This window comes from Sphingomonas sp. STIS6.2 (assembly GCF_000732685.2).
GTDB classification, from domain to species: domain Bacteria; phylum Pseudomonadota; class Alphaproteobacteria; order Sphingomonadales; family Sphingomonadaceae; genus Sphingomonas; species Sphingomonas aerolata.
In genome coordinates, this window is the sequence record NZ_JPDP02000159.1 from 703,490 (window position 1) to 722,312 (window position 18,823).

The following is an 18,823-nucleotide window of genomic DNA, read 5'->3' on the forward strand; positions in this document are numbered from 1 at the left end:
GTCGTTACAATCCGATCTGCAGGCTCGCGCGCAGCGACAAGGCGGCACGTCCCTGCTGCTCCTCAGCGTTGAATTCGCCGCCGAAACGGAACGCGGCATTGCCGCCGACCGCGCGCAGCTTGCCGACCCAGCCGCTGGTCCGCTCCTCGGGTGTCAGCGTGAACGCGCTCCCGCCTGCAAAGGCCGCGGTCGTCGCACCCAGCCCCCCGCCGACGAGTTCGCGCCGCCCGCCCTCGAGCTCGAAGCGGAACCAGCCTGCGTCCTGGTTCTGCCCCCCGAGATCGAGACCCAGCGCCGCGCTGCCGGTGACCGCCAGTTCGTCGCTGCTGCGCGACTGGACGACCAGATCGATCGCGGTGCCGCCACCGGTTTCGCTGTAGCCGTCCTCCTTCAGCTTGTAATAATCGACCGCGATGATCGGCCGGAACGAGATATTGCCCAGATCGGCATCATAGGACAGGCCGCCCGACGCCGAGTAGAGCGTGCCGTTCCAGTCCGCGCTCGAGACGCGTTGCACCGCCTCGGTCCCCGCGGTGCCGGCGAAGCGCCGCACGCCGTCGAACCCGATCCGTGCGCCCGAGGCGCGGGCATTGGCGTTCAGCCCACCCCAGTGCCCACGCCAATAGGCCGCGAGCTCATACTGGTTGGAGCTGACTTCATTGCTGGTCCCCTCATCGGCATCGCGGCCGCTGAGATAGGCGAGCGACGCACCGATATTGCCCAGCCCGGTCTTGTATTCGGCCCCGCCGGAGACGCCCCAGCCGGTCACGTCATAGCCGCCGGTATTGCCGATGCTCTTCGACGTGCCCCAGCCGACCTGGCTGACCCAATAGCCCCACTGCCCCTCATCCTTGAACGGGCCGTGCGGGTCGGCGATCACCCGGGCGGTCGCACGCGAGCCCATCGTCACGGTCTCGAACGTCCCGCCGGCATGATCCGGAAGCATCTGGCGCAGCGATCCGCGAAATGCGTCGCCGTCATTGATGTTCAGGAACGCCTGGCCGACCTTGGCGTCGGTGCCGAGCGCCGCATAGACTGCGTTGTAGGCGGAGGTCTGGGAGCGGTTGAGGCCGAGTTCGACCGTGGTCTTGCGGACGATGTCGATCGCAACGTCGTTGCCCGTGCCCGTCGCGACGTTCCCCTTGTACAGGAACGGCAACAGCGTGGTCGAGGCGGTCAGGTTTGCAGCACCGGTCAGGCTCCCCGCGCGCAGGACGGTGTACCGTCCTTCCGCACCGGTGATGCTGGCCAGCTTGAGCGCGAGCTTGGTGTCCTTCTCGAACGACGCTACCCCGGCGACGGTGATCGACGTCCCCGTCCCCCCGGTCTTGTCCAGCGTCACCGCCAGCACGCTGCCCGAGCCCATCGCCAGCGACGCGATCGTTGCCGCCTTGGTCAGGTCGAGCGTACCGCCCGCGACCGTCACCGCCAGCCCGCCGCTGTTTGCGAGCGTGCCCGAAAAGCGCGAGGTCCCGCCGATGGTCAGCGTGTCTGCCCCGCCACCGAAATCCGCCGCGCCGCTGAACACCGCCGTCCCGGCAAGTGCCATCGTGTCGTTGTCGGTGCCGAAGAGCGCCGTCCCCGCATAGGCTGCGTCGCCCGACAGCGCGAGACGGTTCGCGCCGCCGCCGAACCGGGTCGTCCCCGACACGGTGCCATCGGCGATCTCGAAAACGTCGTTCCCCGTACCGAAGCGGACGTCACCGACGATGCTCGGCGCCGTGACGCCCGCCGCGACCGCGGTCTGGCGGACGGTGGCGCCCGCCGTCGCTGCGGACAGGTCGATCGCGACGTTGCGCTCCGACGTTGCCAGTGCGCCGCTGGCGGTGATCGCCCCGCTATTCTCCACCAGCGTGACCCGGCCGGACCGGTCGAGGATCGCGGTGGCGCTGCCATCGGCTGCCTGTGCGCTCGCCTTGATCGTCCCGCTGTTGCGGATCGTGCCGACCGTCGCGCCCGCCTCGACGAGGACCGCGCTCGACAGCGACGCGGTCGTGCCGCCGCCCGCCGCCGCGATCGTCCCGGCATTGCGCAGTTCGGGGGTCGTCGTGCCGCTGCCGATCCGGATCGCGGTCGCACTCGCCCCATTGGCCTGCGCCTGGACCGTGCCGTTGACCGCGATCCCGTTGGCGATTGACACGCTGCCACCAAGCCCGCCGATCGAGAGACCGGTCGCGGTGATACCCGCATAGACACCGCTGCCACCGATGCCGCCATCGACGATCAGCCCGAAATTCGTGCCGCTGCCCGCGACTGCGCCGATCGCGACCGCATTGGTCGCCGACCCGATCTGGACCGCTGGTGCCGCGCCATAGGCGGTGACCATGGCCGATCCCTCCTTGCTGTCGTCGATCCCGTCCTTGTCCTCGTCATTGTCGGTCGTGCTGGCATCCTTTGGCGGCACTGCGAAGATGATCCCGCCCGACACGTTGCCCGCGACGACCAGCGCCGATCCGCCCTGCAACAGGTCGTCGGCATCGAGCTTCGACGGATCCGCCGGCGCGGTCGTGGTCCGGTAACCGGTCGCGCCGAGCGAACCCTGCACCACCAGCGCACCGGTGATCGCGCCATCGAGCCGGACCGCCACGGCCCCCTGCCCGATCGCCGCGACCGTTCCGGCGAGCCGGACGTTGCCGGTAATGTCGCCCGCCCGTACGCCGACGACGTTCGTCCCCGTCACCGCAATCGTGCCCTCGGTCTTGAGCGCACCGGACAGCGGGCCGCCGAGCCAGATCCCTGCGGACTCGTTCCCTTCGACCGTGATCGCGCCCGTATTGGCGATGGCGCCGCTATAGGCGCCCGCGGTGCGGATGCCGGTACGGCCGCTGCCCGCCGCGAAGGGGCCGTCGAGATCGCCATCCTTGTCGACATCGGTCGCTTCATAGGTCTCGTCGACGATGATCTTGCCGCTGTTCGTGATACCGCCGCCGGTCCCCGCAACCGCAAGAATGCCCGTGGTATTGTCCGCATTGGTAATCTGGACGGTGCCTTCGTTGGTGACGGCATGCACGCTGTCGATCGTCACCGCCGTGCCGCCGGCAGGGGTCACCGATCCCGCCGTCGTGATCCGGATCGCATCCGGCGCCCCGGCCTTCACGGTCGAGGTCCGCACCGCATCGGTGCGCTTGGTCTCGATCATGGTCTGCGCATGGGCCGGAACGACCGCCATCAGGCAGGTAGAGGCAAGCAGGATACGACGCATGAACCAGGTCCCTTTTCGAATATGTTTCGAACACAGGACGGAACCATTGCCGCGCAGCCTTGCCGGGCTGCGCAGCTTTTCAGAATGCCGCGTCTATCCCCAGGCGCAACGTGCGGGGACGCAATGGCGTGATCTGGCCGCTGCCGATCTGGAACGGCGTGCCCAGCGCGAAGCGATTGCCGGCGCCATCCGTCAGATTGGTCACGCCGAGCGTGAAGCCGAGTGTCGGCCGGCCGACGCGCATTGTCAACGCGGTATCTAGATAATCGCCCTGCTCCTCCCCGAGCACCGGGCCGATACCGAGCCGGGAGCGGCCGACATACCGCGCCCAGCCATAGACCCGCAGATCGAGGTCACCGCGGAGCGGCCGGCTATAGTCGAGCCCCAGCCGCCCTGCGAACCGGGCGATATTGGGAACCTGGCTCATGCGCGCGAACGCCAGGGCATAGGCCTGGCTGGGTTCGGTCACGCGGCTGTCGTTATAGGTCAGCCCGGCGTCGATCGTGAGCCCGGCGACCGGTCGCCAGGCGGCCGCCGCGCTCGCCGACCAGATCCGGCCGTTGCCGATATTGGCGGTGCTCGGCAACCCTGAGCCGTCGATGAAGTCCGCCTGGATATCGTCCCACAGCGTATGCGACAGCCCGGCCGAGACGGATACCGCGTCGATCCCGCTCTGCCCGAACCGTATGCCGCTTTCGATCGTGCGGACCCGGTCGTTGCGGAACCGCCGGACGAAGTCGCTCTCGATCGCCAGGCCGCCGGGCCGGAACCCCTGCTGGTACCGGGCATAGAGCGAGAGCCGCGGCAGCACGGTCGCGATCAGCGATCCGGATGGCAACAGGCTGGTTTCACGACGACTGGCGGTCACCTGCGCACGCGCGAGCGCAACCGGGGCGAGGGCCTCCGCCAGATCCTGGCCCGTCCCCGACAGCGCGGCCCGCGTCACGCGCGCGCCGCCGGTCGCGATCAATCCGGGGAACAGCGCGATGCTGGCCTCGCCATACAGCGTCGCCTCGTCGATCCGGTTGGTGACTCCCGTTACCGGCACCGGTGCCTCGACTGCGCCGAGTGCGCGCGACAGCCGCGTACGGTTGTGCGTGAAGCTGCCGCCCACCACCCAGCCGAAGCCGGCGCGCATCCGCCGCCACAGCCGGGTCTCGTTGGTCACCATCGCGGTCGCGTTGCGCTGCACGAACAGCCGCGGATCGCCGTCCACCATGGTGGCGTCATAGCGTTCCGTCAGCGTCTGCCCGACGATCGCCGTCGACGATCGCAGCATCAGGCCGCCAAGCGTGCCCGACACGACCAGATCGCCCATCCGGTAGTCCGCACCGAACCCTTGCACGACGGCACTGTTCCGCGTGCGGGGCGGCGCGTCGCGATCGGTATATTGGCTGTCGTCGCCGCGGGTCCGCTGGTACACGCCGCCCAGATCGAGCGTCCAGTTGCGCCCCAGATCGACGCGCAGCGTACCCCGCCCGCCGGCGATGCGGGTGCGGTTCACGTCGCTCTGCCCGAGCGTCGGGTTGTCAATATACCCGCCCTCCGTCACCGCATAGCCCACGATGCGCAGCGCCATCCGGCCCTCCATCACGGGCAGGTTGAGCGTCGCGCCGATGTCGCCGCCGGGGTCGCCATGCGTCGTCGCGGACACGCCCGTCGCGATGGCGGCCGTCGTGTCGTCGATCACCGGCGCATTGGGAACGGTGCGGATGATGCCACCGAGCGATCCTGCGCCGTATAGGGTTCCCTGTGGCCCCTCGAGCACCTCGACCGAGGCGATGTCGTAGAGCCGCAGGTCGGGATCGGGCGCGTTGTAGCTGAGCCGGATGTCGCCGAGATACTGGCCGACGGTCGTCTGTGTCGGGCCGGTAAAGCTCGAATCCGCAATGCCGCGAATGAACAGCTTGTTGCGCCCCGCACCCAGATGCGTCGACGATACGCTCGCGAGCCGCGCCAGCACCGCGTCGCTGCCCCCCGCGCCGCCAAGCGCCAGGTCGATTCCATCGAGGTGCGCGACCTGCCCGGCGAAATCGCGCAGCCGGGTGTCCCGTTTGCTCGCGGCGACGATGATATCGGCCCCCGCGATGGTCGGGACTGCCGGCGCGGCATTCGCGGTCGCCCCCGGCAGACGGCGCTGTGCCGCACGTGGCGGCGCGGCACGCGCGACCAGACGCCACCCCCCGGCCCCGGCGGACCGTATCGTCGACCCCGTCGATCGTGCGAGCTTTGCGAGCGCCTGCCGGGCCGTGAAGCGTCCCCGGATCGCGGGGACGGGTCGTGCCCACAGGACCGGGTCGTCGACGGCGATGCTGACCCCGGCCTGCCGCCCCAGTGCCATGACGGAGTCGCCCAGGCGACCCGCGCGCAGGTCGAGCGATACCGGCCCCGCCGCAGCCGACGCAGCGGTCAGCCCGGCGATCACCACCGTAACGACAAAGACCCCGCCCCGCCGGATCACCGGGCCGACATCGTCCAACCCTGGGCGGACCGCCGCATCGTCACGTCGAGCAGTGCGGCGAGCGGCGTGGGGTTACGCGCGAGCCCTGCCGTGGCGATCGTCGCACGGACGCGGCGATCGGCGACGTCCGGCGCCACCGTGATCGTGATGCCCAGTGTTCGCGACAGATCTTGGGCGACTTCGGTCATCGGCGCATTTTCGAACGCCAGCCGCCCCTCGCGCCACGACCCGACCGCCGTGGCATCGACCGTGATCCGCATCACACCGCCGCGCGCAACCACCACACCCTGCCCCGCCGTCATCCGGATCGCATTCGGACCCGGATCATAGTCGACCGCACCTTCGGACACGGCGACCCGCATGCCATCGCTGGTACGCTTGACGTCAAAGGCCGTGCCGACATCCACCAGCCGCGTCTCGCCGACCCGGACCTCGAACGGATCCGCCGCATCATGCGCGACGACGAACATCGCCTCGCCACGATCAAGCGTCGCGATGCGCGCGTCGCGTCGGTCGACGGTCACGCGTGACCCGCCCGCGAGCATGATCCGGCTTCCCTCAGCAAGCAGGATCGTCCGCGCGGCCCCCGGCGCCGCCTCGACGGCATAGGGTTGGGGGCGGCGCTCATAGACCGAAAGGCCGGCGACGACCGCCAGCGATGCGGCGATCGCCCCGCCGGCCCAGCGTCCTATCCGCTGCGGCGCGCGTCGTGACGGGCTGGCCATCGGCTGCGCCACCGAACCCGCCTGCGGCGCGCGCAGCGATGCGACGCCATCATCGATCGCGGCGCTCAGCGCGTGATAGCGCGGGGCATGCGTCGGGTCCGCCTCCATCCACGCCATGAAGCCGGGCCAGTCGTCGAATGCGGGATCTCCCGTCCGCACGATCCAGTCGAGCGCCTGTGCGTCCAAAGCTGTGTCATCCTGCGCCATCATGGCCTCCTGACTGGCTTGACGGAGACGTTCGCCTCAAACCTCATCGAGCCGCCCTTTCAACGCGATCATCGCACGATAGGCTTGGCGCAGATCACTTTCGACGGTGCTGAGGCTCACGCCCATCTCGTCCGCGATCGCACGTTGCGCGACCCCGTCGATCCGGTGGCGGCGAAACACCGCTGCGGCGCGTTCGCCGATCGCCTCCAGCGCGCGCGCTGCCATCCGCGCCTCTTCGCGCGCGATCAGCACGCGCTCACCCGACGGCGCATCGGACTGGCCCGCGACCGTGGCGCCGACCGCGTCGCTCCAGTCATTGTCGCGTCGGGCGGCCTGCCGGACCGCGCGATGACGGTCGAGCATGAGATTGTGCGCCGCGCGGTACAGATAGGCCAGCGGCGCGGCGATCGGCCCGCCGCGCGGCGTCCGCACACGGATCCAGAGCTCGTGCAAAAGGTCTTCCGCCGCATCCCCCGCGCCATGCGCCGACAGAAAGCGGAGCAGCGTATCGCGGTTGGCGAGGAAGACGGCCTCCAGACCCTGCGTGTCCATCCGTCGCCTATACCGTAAGAGAAAACGTCACGACCATGGCGGATGCTCGGCCGCAGACGGCGCGCGTTAGCCCCTCACGGATGCGCGCGTCGCGGCCGCGGTGTTGCCTCAGCCTGCAACGTCGACCGGATGCGTCGCGATGATCGTCGGACGCGCGGCGGCGAGATCGCGCGAGGCCACGCCCAGTGCCTTGAAATGGTCGGACGCCATGTGCGCCTGAACCGCGGCATCGTCGACATACAGCTCGTTGAACACGAAGCGCCGGTCGCCATCGGCCTCGCGCCACAGATCGTAGTGGAGCACCCCCGGTTCATTCCGCGACGCCGCGGCGCAGATGCGGGCGGCGTCGATGAACGCCTCCTCATGGCCGGGCTTGACGGAAACGAACGCAATGACCTTCACGGGCATATCGACCTCCTGGGCGTGATTTCGCCACAGCCTGTGCGCGCCCGGCGGATGGCGCGCAACCCCGCCAAAGGGTCAGACGCCCAGTTCCGCCATCGTCACGACCCGGTGCTCGCGCGCGCTGATCTCCGCCGCGGTACCGATCGCGACCGCGCGCAAGCCGTCTTCCGCGGTGACCTGTACCGGTCCCTCGCCGCGCACGGCGGCGGCAAAAGCGGCGTGCTGATAATAGGTTGCGCCTTCGTGCGAGCCTGCGGCCCGGGCCGCCGGATCGACCGAGACATGGCTGCGCTCGACCGCCTTGGGGTTGAGAAATCCGACCCGTGGCGAATAGACGAGTTCGCCTGCAGGAATCAGCACGTCGAGCCGCTCCGCATCGCCCGTCGCCGACATCTCCTCCTGATTCTCCGCACCATCGGCGAACATGCTGAGATCGAGCATCGCCCGCACGCCGTTCGCGAAATCGACCGTCGTATAGCTGTTGTCGATGATGTCCGGGCGCTCGCCGTCATAGCGTTCATCGAGATGGTTCACGTCCATCGCGCCAGAGCAATGGACGCGCACCGCTTCCGACCCGACGATCAGCCGCATCAGATCGAAGAAGTGACAGCATTTCTCGACCATCGTGCCGCCGGTGTTCCGGGAAAACCGGTTCCAGTCGCCGACCTTGGGCAGGAAGGGAAAGCGGTGCTCGCGGATCGAGAGCATCTGCAACCGGCCGACCCGGCCCGCCTGGACCTGCTCGATAAAGGCGGCTGCGGGCGGCATGAAACGATACTCCATCCCGGTCCAGAACGGCCTGGCGTGCGCGGCGGCACGCTCGACGATCCACCGCGCATCGTCGATCGTCGTCGCCAGCGGCTTCTCGCACAAGATCGCGGCGTCCATCGCGAACAGCTGCTCGAGCACGTCGCGGTGGGTGTTGTTCGGCGACGCGATGACGATCGCATCGACATCGGCGCGCTTCGCAAACGACTCGACCGAGTCAAACCGCGCGACGCCATCGGCCTGGTCGTCGAGCGCCTCGGTCGCCCAGTCGATCGAGGTCGCGACCGGATCCGCGATCGCGACGATCTCCGCACCGGGCAGGATCGCCAGGTTGCGGATGTGTTCGACGCCCATCATGCCCGTTCCGACGACACCGTATCTGATCGTGGCTACCAAGCTGTCTATCCCTATGCCATGAGCCGTCGGCATGACGACGATCCGCCTTTCCAACGACCTTCGCCCGCTCGGCAAGAGCGAAATCCTTGTTTCGCCGATAGCCTGGGGCATGTGGCGGCTGGCCGGAGAAACCGCGCCGGTCCGCGCGATGATCGACGCGGCGCTGGGTGCGGGGATCAACTTCTTCGACACCGCCGACATCTATGGCTGCGACGTCCCGGCGGGCTTCGGCTCGGCAGAGGCGCTGTTCGGGCGCGCGCTGGCCGAGGACCGGAGCCTGCGCGCAAAGATGGTGATCGCGACCAAGGCGGGCATCCGTCCCGGCATTCCGTATAATTCCAGTGCAGAGTATCTGGCCGACGCCCTCGACGCGTCGCTGACGCGGATGGCGATCGAACAGGTCGATCTGTACCAGATCCACCGCCGCGATTTCATGACCCATCCGCAGGAGGTCGCCGAGGCGCTGACGCGCATGGTCGACGCGGGCAAGGTGCGCAGCATCGGCGTGTCGAACTACAGCGTCCACGAATTCGCCGCGTTGCAGGCGTTTCTCGGCCAGCCGATCGTCAGCACGCAGCCCGAGTTTTCCCCTCTCCAGACCGCGCCCCTGTTCGATGGCACGCTCGATCAGGCGATGGCGAACGACGTCGCGGTGATGGCGTGGTCGCCGCTTGGCGGGGGCCGGCTGGCGCAGGGCGATCATCCGGCGGCAACGCTGCTCGCCGAGCATGGCGTGCGCTACGGCGTCGACGCCGCAACTGCGACGCTGGCGTGGATCATGGCGCATCCGGCGCGGATCATCCCGATCGTCGGCTCGCAGACCCCCGCGCGGATCGCAGCCTCGGCCGATGCTTACAAGGTCGAATGGACCCGCAGCGAATGGTATGCGGTGCTGCAGGCCGGCATGGGTGTCTCGCTGCCATGATCGATCCGTCGGCAAGCCTTCCGCCCTGCGAGATCAGCTGGTTTTCCGCGCTGTGCGATGATGATTACGAATTTCTCGGCGTCCCCGACCCTGCGCTGAAATCGAGCTGGGAGCATTGCCGCGACATCGTGATGCAGGCCGAGACGGCGGGATACGACAACATCCTGCTACCCTCGGGCTATACGCTCGGCATCGACACGACCGCGTTCGCCGCGGGCATCGCACCGATGCTCAAGAGATTGCGGTTGCTGATGGCGGTACGGATCGGCGAAAGCTGGCCGCCGCAGCTCGCCCGGCAGATTGCGACGATCGACCAGATGCTCGGCGGTCGGCTGGCGATCAACATCATCTCCAGCGACCTGCCCGGCGAGACGCTCGCAAGCGCGCCACGCTATGCGCGCACCGTCGAGGCGATGCACATCCTGCGCACGCTGCTCGACGGCAAGCCGCTCGACCATGACGGCGACTTCTGGAAACTGAAGCTCGACCCTCCGCGGACCACCACCGTGTCGGGGCGCTGTCCCGCGCTTTATTTCGGTGGCCTGTCGGAGGCGGCGCGGGAGGCCGCGGCGACCAATGCCGACGTCTATCTGATGTGGCCCGACACGATGGACGGCGTCCGTGCGATCATCGCCGACCTGCGCGCTCGCGCCGCACGCCACGGCCGCACGCTGCGCTTCGGCTACCGCGTCCATGTCGTCGTTCGCGAGACCGAGGCGGAAGCCCGAGCCGCGGCCGATCGCCTGCTGTCCAAGCTCGACGATGCCGAAGGCCAGGCGATCCGCGCGCGTTCGCTCGATTCGCAGTCCGCCGGCGTCCGTCGCCAGGCCGAACTGCGTGAGGGATCCGACGACGGCTATGCCGAGGCCAATCTGTGGACCGGGATCGGCCGCGCACGGTCGGGATGCGGTGCCGCGATCGTCGGTGATCCGGACCAGGTGCTCGCCAAGCTCAACGCCTACCGGGCCGAAGGGATCGATGCGTTCATCCTGTCGGGCTATCCGCATGCCGCCGAGGCCGACCTGTTCGCCCGCCACGTGCTGCCGCGGATCGAGCATGGTCCCCTGATCGTCTAGGACGCAGGCCTGCCCGCCGAGACCGACTGAAATCAAATAACCGACGCGGACAAGAGAAACTGGCTCGCATGCATCGCCCCATCGTCCATGCTGGCCCGCTATGACCCCGCCCATCAAGACCGTCGCACAACTCAGCGCCCGTGGCCGCACATTGCTGTTCGCGCTGGTCGTCACCGCCGGCATCCTCAACCTCGTCGACCGTCAGATCATCGCCGTACTCAAGCCGACGATCGCCGCCGATCTCGGCTGGAGCGACGATGATTACGGGACGCTCGCCGCCTGGTTCCAGGGCGGCGCGGCGTTCGCGTTCCTGTTTACTGGCTGGATCGTCGACAAGCTCGGGGTGAAATGGGCGAACCCGATCGGTGTCGCGGCATGGAGCATCGCCGCGATGGCGCATGGCTGGGCGCGATCGATGACCGAGTTCGTGATGATCCGCGTGAGCCTGGGCGCGACCGAGGCGATGGGCACGCCGACCGGGATCAAGACGATCGCGTCGGTGCTGCCCAAGAACTGGCGGTCGAGCGGGTTCGGCGCGACCAATGCTGCCAACAGCATCGGCGCGATCCTGGCGCCGCTGGCGATACCGGGGGTCGCTCTGCTCGTCGGCTGGCGGGGGACGTTCGTTGTCGCAGGTGCGCTCGGGCTAGCCTGGGCGGCGGTCTGGCTGATCGCGACCCGTCGCCTGCGCTTCACCTCGCAGCCCGTGGGCGCCGCAGATGCCGCGGCACCGGTCGGCGAATACGGCCCGATCCTGCGCAACCGCCAGACCTGGGCGATCGCGGTCGCCAAGATCCTGTCCGACGCGACCTGGTGGCTGATGCTCTTCTGGTTGCCCGACTTCTTCCACCGCCAATATGGGCTGAGCGGGGTCGCGCTCGGCGTCCCGCTGGCCATCGCCTATGGTGGCGCGGCGGTCGGCTCGCTGCTCGGGGGCGGCGTGGCGACCCGGTTGCTGAGCCTCGGCTACAGCGTCAACGCCGTCCGCAAGGGCATATTGCTGGTTGCCGCGCTCTGCGTCCTGCCCGTTCCACTCGTGCTTTACGTCGGCAGCTATCCCGTCACGATCGCGCTGATGGCGCTGACGCTCGCCGCGCACCAGGCGTTCTCGACCAACCTGTTCGCGCTGATCGCCGACGTCGTGCCGCAGGACAAGCTGGGCCGGGTCACCGCGTTCGGCTCGTTCAGCGGCAATGTCGGTGGTATGGTGATCGCCAAGGTCGCCGGGCTCGTCCTGACCGCGGGACTCGGCTACCTGCCGCTGTTCCTGTTCGCCAGCGTCTCCTATCTGCTCGCGGTCGGCTGGATTCAGCTGCTGCTGCCGCGGTTGCGCCCGGTCGAGGGACACTAAAGCTGATACGATGCGTCTGCATCCAGATCTATATACCGATCGGCTGAATGGGATTTAAAAGACGACATCATCTTCGGGAGGGATATCATGATCGATCCACGCCATGTGGCGCTGCTGGCCGGCACCGCGCTTGCGACCCTGGCCGCGCCGGCATTCGCTCAGGACACGGCCGCGGCGCCGGCAGTCGCGACGCCCAAGGCGGCGACGCCTGCCGCCGACACCGGCGAAGACGTCGTCGTCACCGCGCGCTTTCGCAATGAAAGCCTCCAGTCCGTACCAATCGCGATCACCGCCGTCAGCGGACAGTCGCTCGCCGAACGCCAGTTGAACACCGTCGAGAACATCGCCGCGACGATCCCCGCGGTCGGCTTTCGCAGCGGTGCGTCGAACAAGGACCGGACGATCTTCATTCGCGGCGTCGGCACGATCACCACCTCGCCGGGCGTCGAGCCGTCGGTGTCGACCGTGCTCGACGGCGTCGTCCTCACCCGCCCCGGCCAGTCGACGCTCGACCTGGGCGAAGTCGAGCGGATCGAGGTGCTGCGTGGCCCACAGGGCACGCTGTTCGGCAAGAACGCGTCCGCGGGCGTCGTCAACATCGTCACCCGCAATCCGACCGACGAATTCCGGATGTTCGGCGAAGCCGGCGTCACGTCGGACGAGGAATACCGGATCAAGGCCGGCATCTCGGGCGCGATCGTGCCCGGCAAGGTCCAGGCGCTGATCGGCGGCCTTTACGACGACTTCAAGGGCAATGTCCGCAATGTTACCCGCAACGACGACGTCAACGGCTATCGGCGCTACGGTGCGCGCGGCAAGCTGGTGATCACGCCGTCGGACGCGCTGAAGTTCACAATCATTGGTGACTATCTCAATTCGCACGATACCACCCCGACCAGCGTCTATGCCAGCACCAGCCGAACCGCCTATCCCACCGGCACCGTCACCAATTCGCCCGACCTGGCCGCCGCGCTCGCGGCAAGCGGCATCAGTGCGAACGCCAGTAACCGCCGCACGAACAACGATACGATCACCGACGTGCGCGACGAGAATTACGGCGGCTCGTTCACGGGCGACCTCACGCTCGGCGACTATCACCTCACCTCAATCACCGGCTGGCGGCAGTGGCTGAATACGCAGCGTCAGGATTATGACAGCGTCGCCGTGCTCTCGACCGCCTTCCCGTCGGGGCAGGACGCTGGCCACGTCAACACCAAGCAGTTCTCGGAGGAGCTGCGGCTCACATCACCGAAGGGCGGGCTGATCGATTACGTGCTCGGTGCCTATTATCTCCACGCCACCACCGACGAGACCTATCAGCGGACGCTGACGTCGCTGGCCGCTGGTGGTGCGCGCAGCACGACGACGGGCATCGCGAACTACGGCATCACCAACGACAATTTCGCGCTGTTCGGCGAGGCCAACGTCAATTTCACCCCGCGCTTCCGTGGTATCGCGGGCTATCGTTCGACCTGGGACAGCCTCGATTTCTACCATGTCCGCACGTCGAGCGCGGATCCCCTCAATACCGGCGCAGCGGCGCTCGATCGACCCGGCGTGCGCGCCTATCACAATGCCAGCGACGGGCTCGATCGGCGTGGCGACAGCTACCGGCTGGGTCTCCAATATGACATCAGCGATCACGCGCAGACCTATTTCACCTATTCGCGCGGCTACAAGGGCCCCGCGTATAACGTGTATTTCAACATGCGGTCGCTCACCGCAACGACGCCGCTCGACGAGGTTCCGCTGAGCCCCGAGACCTCGAACTCCTACGAAGTCGGGTTGAAGGGCAGCACCGCGGACCGTGCATTGAGCTACAGCCTGGCCGCGTTCACGACGAACTTCGACGGGTATCAGGCCAGCTTCAACGACGTCGTCGCGGGCGCGCAGGTCAGCCGCCTGATCAACGCCGGCTCGGTGCGGTCGCGCGGGGCGGAGGCGGACGTGACGGTGCGCCCGACCAAGGGGCTGACGCTCGACATCTCGGCCGCCTATACCGACGCCACGGTGCGCAATTTCCTCTGCCCGCCCGGCGCGCCGACGAGCTGCAACATCGACGGCCAGCCGCTCCCCTATGCACCCAAGATCAAGCTCTATGAGAATGCGGCCTACCGCTTCGCACTCAGTGACACACTAGCGCTCGAACTGCAGAGCGACGTGACGTTCAGCAGCAAGGTGCAATATGCGCTGGCGCAGACGCCGAGCACGGTGCAGCCCGCCTATGCGATCTGGAATGCAAGCGTCGCCCTGCTCAGCGACCGGTCGGGCTGGCAGTTGCGCGCCTATGTGAAGAACCTGACGAACACCTCCTATTCGTCGTTCCTCACCGCGGGGACGTTCGCAGGGACGGTCCGGTTCGTCCCGCGTGACGACCAGCGCTATGCCGGCCTGCTGCTGCGCAAGGACTTCTGACCGCCGCTGGCAGCGGCGGACCGGTTGGACGCGCGGTTCACCCGATCAGCCGCGCGGCGGCCTTGCGCGCGGTCGCGCCATAGGGGGGCTTCAGGCCAGCGAGTTTGGCGACGTCAAACCGCGCCTGCCGGAAGACCGCGCGGGCATGGCTGAACGTACGGAAACCGTCTGCGCCGTGATAGGCGCCCATGCCCGACGGGCCGATGCCGCCGAACGGCAGATCCTCCATCGACACGTGGAGGATCACGTCGTCGAGGCTGACGCCACCCGACACGGTTCGATCGAGCAACCGGCGACGCTCGTCCGCATCGCTGCCGAAGTGATAAAGGGCAAGCGGCCGGTCGCGGCGATTGATCTGGCCGATTGCGTCGTCGATATCGTCATAGCGACGGATCGGCAGGACCGGACCAAAGATCTCTTCCTGCATCACGATCATGTCGTCGGTCGCATCGCGGACGATGTGGAGCGGCATCTTGCGCGTGTTCGCACCGCTGAGGTCCTCGCCCGCCGGATTGACGATCTCGACCCGCGCGCCCTTGCCCCGGGCATCGTCGAGCCAGTCGTTCAGCCTCGCCATGTGGCGGTCGCTGACCAGCGACGTATAGTCCGCGTTGTCGAGCAATGTCGGATACATCGCGCTCGCCGCCGCGGTCAGCCCGGCCACCACCGCAGCCTCGTCCGCGTCGCGGACCAGCATGTAATCGGGCGCGAGACAGATCTGGCCGGCATTCAGCATCTTGCCGAGCGCCACCCGCTCGGTCGCGCGTGCGATATCCGTCCCCTCACCGATCACCACCGGCGACTTGCCGCCCAGCTCCAGCGTCACGGGGACGAGATTGTCGGCGGCCGCGTGGAGGATATGGCGCCCGATCCCTGTCGCGCCGGTGAAGAGCAGATGATCGAACGGCAGGCTGGCAAACGCCTTGCCGACCTCCGGACCGCCCCCGACAAAGGCCAGTTCGTCCGCCGCGAAATACCGCCCGACCAGTTCCTCGAACAGCGCACCCGTGACCGGGGTATATTCGCTGGTCTTGACGATCGCCCGGTTGCCGGCCGCGAAGATGCCGGCAAGCGGCGCCATGACGAGGTTGACCGGGAAGTTCCACGGCGCGATCACCCCGACCACGCCCTTGGGCTGATATTCGACCCAGGCCTTCGCCCCGAGCAGCCCGAGTGGGAACTGGACCGAGCGCCGCTCCGGCTTCGCCCAGCGGTCGAGATGCTTGATCGCATGCATGAGAGGCGCGATCGATCCGGCAATGTCGGTGATCATCGACTGCTCGCGGCTCCGGTGCCCGAAATCCTCCGACAGCGCGTCGCAGAACCGTGTGGCGGACTCGCGGAGCATTGCCACGGCCCGTTTGAGCCGGTCCTTGCGGACCGACAGCGGCTCGGGCATCGCCGCCATCGACGCCGCGCGCTGCGCCGCCAGGATCGCCATCATGTCGGTCATCACCATCTCCCATCCGGCGCACCCGCCCGGCCCGGTTCCAATACCAGCGTCATGCCGCCTGCGCCTGCTGCTTCGCAAGCGGGCTGCATACCGCCCATGCGACATCGACGAGATGATAGAGCGGCTCACCCTCCTTCCTGAGATGGGGTCCGCGCGAACTGGCGCTCTGGGGCGGTTATTCCAAGCGTGTCGGAGGCTTGGCGGGACCTGTCGGCGCAATCTATGTGTCGGCGGATGACGCATATGAATGAGAACGACCATGCGGCCGCCACGCCGCCTTGCCATCCGGCCGCGCGTGCAGCCGGCCTCGCGCTCGGTGTGGTGGCCGGTCTTGCGCTGTTTGCCAGGCTCGCGGCGAACCGCGTGGAACGGCGCGTGCCCGCCGACGGAACGTTCATCGATATCGACGGGCGTCGGATGCATTATCTCGAACGCGGTACGGGCCCGGCGATCGTGATGATCCACGGGCTTGGCGGGCAGATGCGCAACTTCGGCTATGCGTTGCTCGACCGACTAAGTGCGGATCACCGCGTGATCCTGATCGACCGCCCCGGCTCCGGCTATTCGGCGCCGATCGCGCAGGCCAATATCCGTGCACAAGCCGCGCATGTCGCGGCGTTCATCACCGCGATGGGGCTCGACCGGCCGCTCGTCGTCGGCCACTCGCTGGGCGGCGCGATCGCGCTCGCGCTTGCGCTCGATCATCCGCAGCAGGTCGGCGGGCTCGCGCTGATCGCACCCTTGACCCAGCCGCTCGCCACCGTGCCGCAGATCGTCGCGACGCGCGCCATCGGTACGCGCGCGATGCGCAGCGCGCTGGCATGGACGGTCGCCACGCCCGCGGCGCTGCTCGCGCGACCCAGCGGCGCGCGCATGGTCTTCGCACCCGATCCGGTACCCGACGATTTCGCGACCCGTGGCGGCGGCGCATTGATCGGTCGCCCATCGGCCTTTGCCGGAGCAGCGGCAGATCTCGCCGCGGCAAACGCCGATCTGCCGGCGATGGTCGCCCGCTATCCCTCACTGTCCATTCCAACCGCGATCCTGTTCGGACGCGACGACGCGGTGCTCGATCCGCTGGCCCACGGCCAGCGTCTCGCCGACGCCTATCCCGCCGCGGCGCTCACGCTGGTCGCGGGCGGCCACATGATCCCCGTGACACGACCCGACGACGTGGTCGCATGGCTCTCGGCGCTGACTAGGCCGAAGTCCTAAGCCTGATGCCCTTCTGAACCGTCAGCTGCGATACCGGGCTTCGACAAGATCAAGTTCACGGACCAGCTTGCGGATCGTCGCACTGCCGATCCGGCGATCGCGCGCGAGATCGACGATCGTGCTGCGTTCCGCCTGGAGCGCGACGAGCTTGAAGTCCCGCTCGATCCGGTCCTGCACCCGCGCGGCCGCGGACGCCTTGGCGGAACCGCTGCGGCTGTCGATCCGGTCGCGATAGATGTCCATCACCCGGCCACCCGCCGCCGCATAGAAATCGCCATCGCCCATCCGTTCGGCCAGCTCATGCTGCGACCGCTCGACCGCGCGGATCGCCGCTTCCGCCGCCGCGACCCGCGCCGCATCCTCTTCCGCGAGCAACGACGGCTCGGGCGGCATCGTCAGGCCGTTGAGGAGGATCGGCAAGCCGACGCTCGCCAGCACCAGCGACACGATGATCACCCCTGCGGCGAGGAATATGGCAAGGTCGCGCGCCGGAAACGCGGTGCCGTCGTCGAGCACCAGCGGGATCGTCAGGACACCTGCAAGCGTGATCGCCCCGCGGACACCCGCCAGCGACATCGCCGCGACCAGCCGCCAGTCCGGGCTGTGGACCGTCACCCCGTCGCGATAGCGTCGGCGCAGCAGCGTCAGCCGCAACGACACCCAGACCCAGACGAACCGCAGGGCGGCGAGCCCGGCGACGATCGCGAGGACATAAGCGGCAAGCCAGCCGGTGCTGTCATGCCCCGTCATCTTGACCGTCGTCCTGGCACCCGCAAGGATCGCCGGCAGCTGTTCGCCGAGCAGCACGAAGATGATGCCGTTGAGCGCGAACTGGATCGTGTCCCACACCGAGTTGCGCCGCATCCGCGTGTTCGGCAGCGCCTGACGCGATATCTCGGCGTAGGTCATCGTCACGCCCGCCGCGACGGCCGCGAGGATCCCCGACGCGTGAAGATGTTCGGCGAGCAGATAGGAACCGAACGGAATCAGCAGGCTGACAAGGATCTGCGACCCCGATTCCTCACCGAACCTCCGCGATACCCATGCTTTGGCGCGCGTGACCGCGAGCGTTAGGCCGACCCCCACGACGATGCCTGCGCCGGCAACCCAGACGAAGTTGAAGGCGGCGGAGGACGGCGAGAAGGATCCGGTCAGCGCCGCGGCGATCGCGAAACGCAGACAGACGAGGCCCGACGCATCGTTCAGCAGCGATTCCCCTTCGAGGATGTGCATCATCCGCTTCGGGATAGGGACGCGCGCGGCGATCGCCGAGACTGCGATAGGATCGGTCGGCGAGACGACTGCGGCAAGCGCGAACGCGACGGCAAGCGGCATGGCCGGGATCATCCAGTGGATGAACAGCCCCATGCCGATCACCGTGATCAGCACCAGCCCCAGCGCCAGTTCGACCACGGTCGAAATGTCCTTGAGCAGCTCGTCTTTGGGGATCCGCCAGCCATCGAGGAACAACAACGGTGGCAGGAACAGCAGCAGGAAGAGTTCGGGATCGAGCGCGACCCGGTACGACGTCGACAAACCGATGACCGCACCGAGCATGATCTGCACCAGAGGCGTCGGCACCGGCACGGGGAGCATTCGCGAAATGGACCCGCTCAGGACGACCGCGAGCAGGAGGAACAGAACGATCGATACAGCTTCCAAAAGATACTCC

The 18,823-nt window shown here is 67.8% G+C and carries 13 protein-coding genes; 5 read left to right on the top strand and 8 right to left on the bottom strand.

What is annotated here, in order from left to right; genetic code table 11:
• Positions 1 to 4: 4 nt before the first annotated feature.
• The 6 genes from sphst_RS17970 to sphst_RS17995 form a co-directional block, all read right to left on the bottom strand.
• Entirely contained in the window at positions 5 to 3,202 is a 3,198-nt protein-coding gene (locus sphst_RS17970) for an autotransporter outer membrane beta-barrel domain-containing protein (protein WP_107045920.1), read from the bottom strand.
• Positions 3,203 to 3,281: 79 nt separating this feature from the next.
• The gene (locus tag sphst_RS17975; protein WP_234387733.1) at positions 3,282 to 5,663 is read right to left on the bottom strand and encodes a TonB-dependent receptor domain-containing protein; all 2,382 of its coding nucleotides are present in this window, start codon (positions 5,661 to 5,663) and stop codon (positions 3,282 to 3,284) included.
• Positions 5,660 to 6,595: a FecR family protein gene (locus sphst_RS17980; RefSeq protein WP_159043701.1), complete on the bottom strand. Its 936-nt coding sequence runs from the start codon at positions 6,593 to 6,595 to the stop codon at positions 5,660 to 5,662. Before sphst_RS17980 ends, sphst_RS17975 begins: the two co-directional genes overlap by 4 nt.
• A 36-nt stretch (positions 6,596 to 6,631) precedes the next feature.
• Entirely contained in the window at positions 6,632 to 7,147 is a 516-nt protein-coding gene (locus tag sphst_RS17985; protein WP_031394382.1) for an RNA polymerase sigma factor, read from the bottom strand.
• A 108-nt stretch (positions 7,148 to 7,255) separates the two neighbouring features.
• Entirely contained in the window at positions 7,256 to 7,555 is a 300-nt protein-coding gene (locus sphst_RS17990; RefSeq protein WP_031394383.1) for a putative quinol monooxygenase, read from the bottom strand.
• Between the two features lie 72 nt (positions 7,556 to 7,627).
• The gene (locus sphst_RS17995; protein ID WP_267895135.1) at positions 7,628 to 8,716 is read right to left on the bottom strand and encodes a Gfo/Idh/MocA family protein; all 1,089 of its coding nucleotides are present in this window, start codon (positions 8,714 to 8,716) and stop codon (positions 7,628 to 7,630) included.
• A 31-nt stretch (positions 8,717 to 8,747) separates the two neighbouring features.
• Between sphst_RS17995 and sphst_RS18000 the strand changes: the two genes are divergently transcribed.
• The 4 genes from sphst_RS18000 (at position 8,748) to sphst_RS18015 (ending at position 14,483) form a co-directional block, all read left to right on the top strand.
• Positions 8,748 to 9,641: an aldo/keto reductase gene (locus tag sphst_RS18000; RefSeq protein WP_031394385.1), complete on the top strand. Its 894-nt coding sequence runs from the start codon at positions 8,748 to 8,750 to the stop codon at positions 9,639 to 9,641.
• Positions 9,638 to 10,717, top strand: coding sequence for an LLM class flavin-dependent oxidoreductase (locus tag sphst_RS18005; RefSeq protein ID WP_031394386.1), 1,080 nt, complete (start codon positions 9,638 to 9,640; stop codon positions 10,715 to 10,717). The genes sphst_RS18000 and sphst_RS18005 overlap by 4 nt, the downstream gene beginning before the upstream one ends.
• 100 nt (positions 10,718 to 10,817) lie before the next feature.
• On the top strand, positions 10,818 to 12,068 hold the full coding sequence (locus sphst_RS18010; RefSeq protein ID WP_043157037.1) for an MFS transporter: 1,251 nt from the start codon (positions 10,818 to 10,820) through the stop codon (positions 12,066 to 12,068).
• Positions 12,069 to 12,155: 87 nt separating this feature from the next.
• On the top strand, positions 12,156 to 14,483 hold the full coding sequence (locus sphst_RS18015) for a TonB-dependent receptor (protein ID WP_107045922.1): 2,328 nt from the start codon (positions 12,156 to 12,158) through the stop codon (positions 14,481 to 14,483).
• A gap of 37 nt (positions 14,484 to 14,520) precedes the next feature.
• Here sphst_RS18015 and sphst_RS18020 read toward each other — a convergent pair whose 3' ends face one another.
• On the bottom strand, positions 14,521 to 15,927 hold the full coding sequence (locus sphst_RS18020; protein ID WP_442800413.1) for a coniferyl aldehyde dehydrogenase: 1,407 nt from the start codon (positions 15,925 to 15,927) through the stop codon (positions 14,521 to 14,523).
• A gap of 252 nt (positions 15,928 to 16,179) precedes the next feature.
• Between sphst_RS18020 and sphst_RS18025 the strand changes: the two genes are divergently transcribed.
• Positions 16,180 to 17,151, top strand: a complete 972-nt coding sequence (locus sphst_RS18025; protein WP_056408660.1) for an alpha/beta fold hydrolase — start codon at positions 16,180 to 16,182, stop codon at positions 17,149 to 17,151.
• 21 nt (positions 17,152 to 17,172) lie between these two features.
• Here sphst_RS18025 and sphst_RS18030 read toward each other — a convergent pair whose 3' ends face one another.
• Positions 17,173 to 18,813, bottom strand: coding sequence for a Na+/H+ antiporter (locus tag sphst_RS18030; protein ID WP_031394396.1), 1,641 nt, complete (start codon positions 18,811 to 18,813; stop codon positions 17,173 to 17,175).
• Positions 18,814 to 18,823: the final 10 nt, after the last annotated feature.